Here is an 8,669-nt window from a genome sequence, read left to right as displayed (position 1 = left end):
GGGACGCCAAGGCCTGCTTGACGTCAGGGCTCGCCTGGAAATGCAGAAGGAGCATGAGGCGCCGGCCCTTGTTCAGAAGGCTCGCGCGCGTCTTCTTAAGAAGCTGGCTGACGAAATCGCCGCGCTCGAGACCGCGATCGCGGCGACGATCAAGACAACGCCGGACTTTGCCAAACGCGCCGAGATCATCCAGAGCGTACCAGGCTTTGCTGAGGGGACCGCAATGGCGCTGCTTGGAGGACTACCGGAGCTGGGGCAGGTGAGCGACGAAGTTGCCGCCGCGTTGATGGGCGTTGCTCCTTATGACGATGATAGCGGCAAACGTCGAGGTGAACGCTGCATCAAGGGTGGCCGCCGCTGGGTGCGAAATGCCCTCTACATGCCCTGTGTCGGTGCCGCAACGCTGAACAATCCGGTGTTCAAGGCCTTCTACGAACGGCTGATTGCCAAGGGCAAGCCGCCAAAGGTCGCGATCGTCGCCTGCATGCGCAAGCTGATCATCATCCTCAACACCATGATCGCGCGCGGCGAGACGTGGGATCCGAAGAAATACAGGGTGGCCTGACGAGCGCGCCTATCTCGCGCTCGGACCTCGGCCGAGCGCATGCAAAGCCAACAGACCGGTGAGCGGACGGGGTCAAGGCCGTCAGCCGCCGCAGGCGGGGGCGCGCCAGCGCCAGCCTTGAGGCCGGCCGATCGCCGGGCTACTTCGCCACAGTTGCTCTTCACAGAAGAGGGACAAGGAAACGAGCAAAACTCGGGCGTTTCGGGCCGCGAGAATGCTGCGGCGTGTGTGGAACACTGGTGCTGGCGAAACGACCAAGCTTTCTGCCCTTGCCGGTTGCTTGTCTATCAGCGGCGGGCGGCGATCGCCGTCAGCTCCAGCCTGACGCCTGGACCGAGGTCCGCAACGCCAATGGCAGCACGCGCCGGCAGATGGTCCGCGGCGAAATAGCGCTTCCACACCTGGTTGAGCGCCGCCTTGTCGGCGAGATCAGTCAAAAAGATCGTCACCTGCAGAACGCAGGAGAGATCGGAGCCGGCCCCCTCGAGCAGGGTCTTCAACTGGCGCAGCACATCGTCGGCCTGGCCTGCCATGTCGAGCCCCGCATCCTCGGGAACGATGCCGCCGAGATAGAGCACGCCATTATGCTCGACGATCTCGTGGAGCAGTCCTTCGTAGGGCAGGGAACGTTTGATCACGATCGCGTCTTCGGTCTGTTGCGGGCACGCTGGCCAGGCGGAGGGCTCGCTTGGGAGAGCTGGTGCTGCCAGACAGGATTGAACTGAGACGGTTATCCTGTTGGATGTTGATTTTATTGTAGTTTTCGGTCCGGCGATTTGTTTTTGTGTGGCACTTTTGGGGGGCGCCGCGCAGCAACGCTTACCACGTTACGCGCGAGGTCGCTAGGAGCTGTCCGCTCTGACTTTATTACGGCATCGGCAAACTCGCGCTGGTGGAGATAGTGGGACTCCCATCCTCCATGGCTCTGATGCGCGAAATCCGCCGAAAACAAGGATTCCTGGAAAGCCCGGCCGTGATTTGTGACCACCGCTGTGTACCACCTGACCGGCCGATTCGGCGGTCAAACTCGGTCGATTTCGAGGCGTTTGATGCGTCCCGTTTTCCGGACCCGCCTCGATCCTTGTGACGCCCGCGCCTTCCAGTTCTCGACGGCGCTGGGCGCCCGTCATCAGCGCCCATCGGCTGCTGTCTACAGCCGAGGCCGCCGCTGAAGGACTGCTGCGGGATTGGAAAGCTCGGACATGAGCCACAGCGTGTCGGGACACATCCATTCCAGGAGTGTCCTGATGTTGCGGTATTCGTCCGTCGGTCCCTTGTCGAAGATCGCATAGTGGTGCATGACCGCGTTTCTGAATTTCCGCAGCCGCTCCAGCCTGCGGTAGACCTCGTTTCGGCCGAAGCCGTTCGGCAGGTGGGGAAAGGCCGCTTGGATGCCTCCGCGCCAAAGCACGAATTCCAATCTGCTCCCGAGCAGGTTTTGCCAAAAGCCGAACGACATGCCCGCCACGACATGGTCGGGCATAAAGGAGCGTCCGCGCTTTTGACGCTCGTCGGCCACAACCTTGGCAATTTCGTCCTTGTGCCGGTCCGGGATGATGCCCGTGAATCTCGGCTGGTCGAACCAAGCGGTTCCGTAAAGCTCGGTTAACCTCCGGTGAATAGAGTTCCGCAAAGAAACCTCGGAAAATTGAAGGGGGATGTAGAACTCCTCGCAGAGTCGCGCGTTCCATACGTACAACCTAAGCGCATGATGTTTATCGCCTTTTGTGGTTCCCATGTATCGGGCGAGCCGCGCTGGCGACATGGTGGCTTCGATGGCTGACAGGACGCGGGGCAGCGGCGAAAAGGGGTATTGCATCGCGACTCGGCTGTGAGTAAGTAATTCGAACGTGCCGCGGGGCAAGATCACTGCGCATTGCGCACATCTCCTGCGGACAAAAGCGGGCCGGACCTTCGGGTGCCGGCCCTACTTTTTTGTCCTGCAATCGGAAGCAAAGTCAAAGGCTTCGTGCCTGGTATCGACGGGTTTCCCTAGAGGTCTTCCCGAAGTCCCTTGAAGAACGGGTGCCGGACCTTCCCTTCCGCAGACTTCGCACGGTATTCGATTTCGGCGAGCAGCTTCGGCTCCACCCAGATGCCCTTGTGGGCGATCCGCTTCGCGTACGGCTGCGTCTTCCGGATCAGCGGCTTCAGTCGCCTTTGCAGGTCGGCCGCGGAGACCTTGTCGAAGCCGTGGTCGACCTTGCCGGCGTAGACCAGGTCGTCCCCCTTGCGCCGACCGAGATAGATGCCGTCCCACTTGCCTTCGTCGAGCGCGAAACCGGCGATCGTCAGCGTCTCCCGCTGCGCGCAGGTCTTTTTGACCCAGCTGTTGCCGCGGCCGCTGGCGTACGCGCTGTCGCGGACCTTCGAGACGACGCCCTCCAGCCCGATCTTGCAGGCGTGCGCGAACATCTCGCGACCTTCCATCTCGAAGCTTTCGCTGAACTGGATCTCGGTGCCGTCGATGATCTTCTTGAGTTCGGTCTTGCGCTGGAAGAGTGGCAGCTTCCGGAGGTCGCGGCCGTTCAGGTACAGGAGATCGAAGGCGACCAGTACGATGCTGCTCGACCTGCCTTTCAGTTCGTTTTGAAGGACCGAGAAGTCCGTCGTGCCGTCCGCAGCGGGGACCACGACTTCGCCGTCCACGATCGCCGACCCCGCCTTGATGTGCCAGGCGTCGTTGGCGACCTTCTTGAAGCGGTTGGTCCAGTCGTGACCGCGGCGGGTGAAGACCTTCACGGCTTCGTTCGCCAGATGGATCTGGACGCGGTAGCCATCGAACTTGATTTCGTGAATCCATCGGGCGCCGGACGGCACCTTCTCGATCGAGGAAGCCAGAGCCGGTTCTACGAAGCCGGGGAACGGCGCCTTGACGCCGATCGCCACCGCCTTACGCCGCTGAAACGCCACGCAACGAACTCCCGCGCAACACGCTGATTCAAATTGGCACAGCAGGAATCGTTCCGGAACCCGCGAATCCTTGCGGCGTTGCATCGCCATCAAACATTCCAAGAGGAGGAGCCGATGGCCGCAGCGAAAAAGAAGACCGCGCGTGGACGCAAGCAGGACCGGGCCCGGGTGGCTAAAGGACAGGACTACGAAGTCCGGTACGAAGCGAAGAAGACCGGCCGCTCCGCATCGGCGGTGAAGAAGGCGGTCAAGAAGGTCGGTAACTCCCGCAAGCGCGTCGAGAAGCGGCTAGGCCGCTAGACCGCAGGCGATGATGGACCGGGAAAAGGAAGTAGAGCGGCTGAACGAGGCAGACAGGCACATCGCCACGGGCGAGTTAGCCGTCTCGAAGCAGATCGCTCTGATCGAAAAGCTGAAGCAGGATGGTCACGACATTTCCCAGGCCGTGAAGCAACTGCACGACTTCCAAAACGGGCTCGATTCCATGAGGGAGCATCGCTCTCACATCGTACAGATGATAGATCAGATCGACCGCGGGCTCGCCTAGCGGAGCCTGCCCTCTTTGGGCCAGCTTGAATTGGGCTCGACCTGCCGATTTCAGCCATATGGCTAAATCCTCGTCGAGAACCGCGTGAAGGCGGTCAGCCTCTGCACGCCGGGCTCGATGTCCTGCATGTAGATCTGGGTACGCAGGAAGGCGATCTCGTCGTCGAGAGCGGACTCGCCGACGTCTATGAACCAGGACTTGGGGCGCCCGTCGCTGCCATCGTTCCAGCGATAGCCGCGGAGTTTCAAGGAGTCCTTCAGTTCGAATGCAGTCTGCTCGGCCCAGACCCGCAGCGTCGGCTTGCGGGCGGTCTCCAGCAGTAGCGCGAGCGCAGGTGCACCCGTAGTCGGCAATTCGAGGGCGAGGACCTCCAGCAGAGCGTGGCAGTCGTCGACAGCCCGGTGCGCCTGGTGGAAGAAGCCGGCACCGTTCAGCAGGTAGCCGAGTTGCGCGCCGGCGAAACCGTGCTTCCGCCAGTCGATCTCGGTCATGCTGCAGCCCCAGGCCTTGTGCTCGAACAGGGGCCAGTAGCGTTCGGCGAACTTCCTGTCGAAGCCGCTGTTGTGGGCGATGACGATGACCGCGTCTTCGGCGAAGGCCGCGATGGCCCCGTCGTCGAACCTGTGGCCGGCCACCATCTCGTCCGTGATTTCGGTGAGCGCCGTGACCTCTGCGGGAATTGGCGCGCTCGGCTCGTTGAACGCGGAGAGGGTGTCGCGGACACCGACGATCCGCCCGTCCGCCGCGTAGTCGAATTTGACCATCCCGAGCTCGATGATCTCGTCCTTGGCGTGATCGAGACCGGTCGTCTCGGTGTCGAGCAGAATGCCGGTCCTGACCTCCTGCCCCGCGGTCGGGACGTAGGGGGGTCGGGCGACGAGGCGTCGCAGCACCCGGTAGTCGGGAGACTGGGCCAGCGCCTGGGCCATGGCGTCGAAGTTCATCGCGTCCGGTAGCATCGCTCGGCCAGCCAACTGATCCGACCGGTTTGGCACATTCTGCGTCCGCGAGGTACCGGAAACTCGAGAGATTCACGGTGCATTGGGAGGATCCGTCAGGTTCGCTCCGCCTGGGGACGATAGACGCGTCGTCGAGATGCAGCGGACGAATCGCGCGACGGCGGAGGCGGCCTGTCCGAGGCGATGGCAGGCCTGCGCGCGCTGCGGGGAACGGCTGCAGCACCGCCTCGTTGGCCGGAAATGGGGGGCAAGTTGAGGAGCCGACACGATGCTGGAAACGAACGATCTACTGGTCAAATGTCCGAGGTGCGGCGCGTGGCCGATGGCCGTCAGCTCCGGGAAGGATACGTTTTCGCAGCGCGAGGTCGCCTTCAAATGTCCCAGGTGCGGCACCGAGGAAGCCGGGCGGGTCCGGCGTGCAGCCCTCTCGCCGGTCTCGGCGCCCGGCGGTCTTGACGCCGCCTGAGCCGGCTCCCCCTGAACGCCCCTCGTTCCCGAAGGTCTGGCGCGGCCTCCTCAAGCAGTGACGCGGTCCGCTTGCGCGGCTGCCAGCGCGATGCACGCTGCTGCTCGCGGCGTACAGCACGGGTGCGCCCGCGCTGGCGTCCGTAGGTCCGACGCGCAGGGCAGCGGTTGCCTCTCAGTCTACTTTACCCCTCTCTTCTGCTCGCATCGGTACCACCGGCGGACTGCTCGTCTCCGGAACCGCGGCAGCATTCGGCCGATCGCCAGCTCTCCGCACGCGGATGCGCACCAGCTTTGCTGCCGGCGTCTTACTGTCCTTCGCGTGGTGCCACCAAGGGATCAGTGCATTGCATTCCGGGTAATAGCCTGCGCAACATCGTTCCGGGATGTTGTACGGCACCACCTGCAATCCCGTCACCACGCGGTGAGCGCCGTCGCTATCGTCGCCGAATGCGTCCACGCTATCGGCGGCGCGCAAGCCGAGCCGATCGATGTCGTTCGGGTTCATCAACAATACATGTCGCGTCCCGAAGATCTCGCGATAGCGATCCTTGAAGCCGTAGATCGTGGTGTTGAACTGATCGTTGCTCCGCAGCGTGATCAGATCGAAGCCGTCGTCGAACAGGACCTCCTCATGCTGTTCGAAGAAGTCCGTCGGCACGTGGAAATTGGCCTTTCTATTTGGGGTCCGCCAGTCGCGCACGCGGGCCGGCAACGGCCGGTGATGCCCACCGGGAGTCCACATGTGCTTGTTGAGATCGTGGAAGATCTCGGGATGGGTGCGTGCGATCGCCTCGCGGATGCGCGAATAGTCCGCCACCCAGCCGTCCCAATCGAGAGACGACTTTCCGGGCACCGTGGCCTTGGCCAACTCGGCGACGATCTTCGGCTCCGACAACAGGTCCCGGCTTGTTGGCTCGGCGTGACCGACCGAAGCATGAACGCAGCCGGTCGCATCCTCGATGGACACGGCTTGTGGCCCCGTCGCCTGCTCATCCCGTTCGATGCGGCCCAGGCAGGGCAACAAGTAGGCCTGCTTGCCATGCACGATGTGGCTGCGGTTGAGCTTGGTTGCGACCTGCACCGTCAGACCGATATCTCGCCACGCGGGCTCTATGGCTGCGCTGTCCGGAGCGGCACGAACGAAATTGCCGCCAAAGCCGATGAAAGCGTGGACGCGGCCGTGAAGAATCGCCTCGCAGGTCTCGACCGTGTTCATTCCTCTATCGCGAGGCGGATCGAACCCGTAGAGCCGAGCGTAGGTGTCGAGGGGAACGAGCTCGGGCTTCTCCGCAAGGCCGACCGTGCGCTGCCCCTGAATGTTTGAGTGGCCCCGTACCGGGCAGATGCCGGCGCCCGGCTTTCCGATGTTGCCGCGCAGGAACATCAGATTGCAAAGCAGCCGCACGTTCTCGACGCCGGCCGGATGCTGCGTCAGCCCCATCCCGTAGCAGAAGATCGTGGCGTTCGATCGCGCATAGACGTCGGCGACCACCGCCAAGTCTGTGCGGGTCAACCCGGAGCGACGCTCGATCTCTTGCCAATCGAGCTCGCGCGCAACCCTGGCAAACTCCTCGAAGCCGCTGGTCTGTGCGCGTATGAAGCCATGATCGAGCACGGGTGCTTGTCCGCGGTTTCCCGCCGCCTCGTCCATCGTCAGCAACGCCTTGCAAATTCCCAGGATGGCGCCGGCGTCTCCGCCCGCCCGGACCTGGTAGTATTGCGAGCTGATCGGCGTCGACGTGCCGGTCGCCATCTGAGGCGATTGTGGATTGCGGAAGCGCTCGAGACCCGGCTCGCGGATTGGATTGAAAGTGATGATCGGAACGCCGCGCCGGCTCGCATGCTGCAGCGTATTGAGAAAGCGCGGGCTGTTCGTGCCGGTGTTCTGTCCGAAGAAGAAGATACACTCGGCCTTGTCGAAATCCTCCAGAATGACAGTGCCGACCGGTACGCCGATGGCCTGCGGCAGGGCGACCGACGTGCTCTCGTGGCACATGTTGGAGCTGTTCGGGAAGTTGTTGCTGCCGACGATGCGGCCGAACAACTGATACATGTAGGCGGTTTCCAGCGCCGCATGGCCGCACATGTAGAACACGATCGATTTCGGGTCGCAGCTCCTCAGCTCCCGACCGATCATGCTGAAGGCTTCGTCCCATGCGACGGGGAGGTACCGGTCCGTAGCGGCATCCCATTTCAGCGGGTGGGTCAGACGGCCGAGGTTTTCGAGTTCATGATCCGACCAGGTTTCGAGCCCGCTCACCCGGTGAGTGGCGAAGAACTCGAGCGGCACCCGCTTGCGGGTCAATTCCCACCCCGTGGCCTTGCCGCCGCTCTCGCAAATTTCGATGGTCTGTGGTTTTTCCGGCTTGGTCCATGCGCAGGCCACACAGGCGAACCCGCCCGGCTTGTTCTGCCTGAAAAACGCATAGGCGCTTCGCAGAAACGATTTTTCGCGCAGCAGCGTGCCGGCAAGCTCCCGCAGCGCCGCCCAACTGCCGGCCGCCCTTCTGTTCGGCCGTCCGCGGATCCGATCCTTGCCCAGCCGGTAGCCGCGAATACGCACGGTCACGCCACCCGTCGAGGCCCGCGCTCGCTGCTGGCCACCTGCTCCGGGGTATCGAGCACGGCGACGTGGTGGCGATAGACCATCTCCCAGCCCTTCCAGCCGGTGAACAGCAGGGTGCCTACGACCACCAATGACAGCACGACGCCCCAAGGCTTGATGGCGGCCTCGGCGCCCTGGCTGTATCGAAGCGCGAAGTTCACCAGCGCAAGCACGACGGCGGTCAGATTGCCGATCATGTGATACCAGGCATCGGTGAGGCGACGGATCCGCGGTTCGCCGAAAAAGTCGATAAAGCCGGCCAAAGCGGCGACGAGCGCCATCACGATTGCCGCGCCGATCAAGTACATCGAGGCCTTGGCCCAGAACGCGTCAGCGATGCCAACAAAGATCAGGTCGCTGACGAACGCCCCGACCAGGAATGCGACCGGAAATGGGATCAGCATGGGGTGGAGCGGATGCTCGCCAATCTTGGCGGTGCTCTTCGGATTGATGCTCATGAACATCTCCAAATATGTCCGGAATGGACCTTTCCAGGACAATGGTCGGTTCGCTGACAAGTTCCTTGGGTGCTCCGATCGCCCATCGGAAGATCTGGAGACATCTGCGGCGTTAGGAACGGCATTCAGGTCAGAACATTGCCTAGCAAGCCTG

9 protein-coding genes are annotated in these 8,669 nt (G+C 62.7%); 3 read left to right on the top strand and 6 right to left on the bottom strand.

All coding sequences use genetic code 11. From position 1 onward, the window contains the following. Positions 1-565: transposase (locus EAV90_RS05485; protein ID WP_208738471.1), on the top strand; the 565-nt coding region annotated here is incomplete at its 5' end. A 287-nt stretch (positions 566-852) separates the two neighbouring features. Here the strand turns inward: EAV90_RS05485 and EAV90_RS05480 are convergent. From EAV90_RS05480 to ligD, 3 genes are all read right to left on the bottom strand, one after another. Continuing rightward, positions 853-1,203: a RidA family protein gene (locus tag EAV90_RS05480; RefSeq protein ID WP_129142817.1), complete on the bottom strand. Its 351-nt coding sequence runs from the start codon at positions 1,201-1,203 to the stop codon at positions 853-855. A gap of 512 nt (positions 1,204-1,715) precedes the next feature. Continuing rightward, on the bottom strand, positions 1,716-2,384 hold the full coding sequence (locus tag EAV90_RS05475; RefSeq protein ID WP_129142816.1) for a hypothetical protein: 669 nt from the start codon (positions 2,382-2,384) through the stop codon (positions 1,716-1,718). 173 nt (positions 2,385-2,557) lie between these two features. Then, the gene (ligD, locus tag EAV90_RS05470; protein WP_129142815.1) at positions 2,558-3,478 is read right to left on the bottom strand and encodes a non-homologous end-joining DNA ligase; all 921 of its coding nucleotides are present in this window, start codon (positions 3,476-3,478) and stop codon (positions 2,558-2,560) included. 114 nt (positions 3,479-3,592) lie between these two features. Here ligD and EAV90_RS05465 point away from each other — a divergent pair, with 114 nt between their 5' ends. Then, the gene (locus EAV90_RS05465) at positions 3,593-3,778 is read left to right on the top strand and encodes a DUF3606 domain-containing protein (RefSeq protein ID WP_028133503.1); all 186 of its coding nucleotides are present in this window, start codon (positions 3,593-3,595) and stop codon (positions 3,776-3,778) included. A 10-nt stretch (positions 3,779-3,788) separates the two neighbouring features. Beyond that, the gene (locus EAV90_RS05460) at positions 3,789-4,025 is read left to right on the top strand and encodes a hypothetical protein (protein WP_129142814.1); all 237 of its coding nucleotides are present in this window, start codon (positions 3,789-3,791) and stop codon (positions 4,023-4,025) included. Positions 4,026-4,087: 62 nt separating this feature from the next. Here EAV90_RS05460 and EAV90_RS05455 read toward each other — a convergent pair whose 3' ends face one another. From EAV90_RS05455 to EAV90_RS05445, 3 genes are all read right to left on the bottom strand, one after another. Next, positions 4,088-4,969 (bottom strand): 3'-5' exonuclease, encoded by an 882-nt coding sequence (locus tag EAV90_RS05455; protein WP_129142813.1) that lies wholly within the window; start codon positions 4,967-4,969, stop codon positions 4,088-4,090. A gap of 655 nt (positions 4,970-5,624) precedes the next feature. Beyond that, positions 5,625-8,021 carry an FdhF/YdeP family oxidoreductase gene (locus EAV90_RS05450; RefSeq protein WP_245509453.1) on the bottom strand — a complete coding sequence of 799 codons (2,397 nt, stop codon included), beginning with the start codon at positions 8,019-8,021 and terminating at the stop codon, positions 5,625-5,627. After that, on the bottom strand, positions 8,018-8,515 hold the full coding sequence (locus EAV90_RS05445; protein WP_129142812.1) for a DUF2231 domain-containing protein: 498 nt from the start codon (positions 8,513-8,515) through the stop codon (positions 8,018-8,020). The genes EAV90_RS05450 and EAV90_RS05445 overlap by 4 nt, the downstream gene beginning before the upstream one ends. Between the last annotated feature and the right edge of the window lie 154 nt (positions 8,516-8,669).

It is taken from the genome of Bradyrhizobium vignae (genome assembly GCF_004114425.1).
Classification (GTDB): domain Bacteria; phylum Pseudomonadota; class Alphaproteobacteria; order Rhizobiales; family Xanthobacteraceae; genus Bradyrhizobium; species Bradyrhizobium vignae.
The sequence above is the reverse complement of the archived record's forward strand: the minus strand, read 5'-3'. Positions and strand labels throughout refer to the sequence as shown.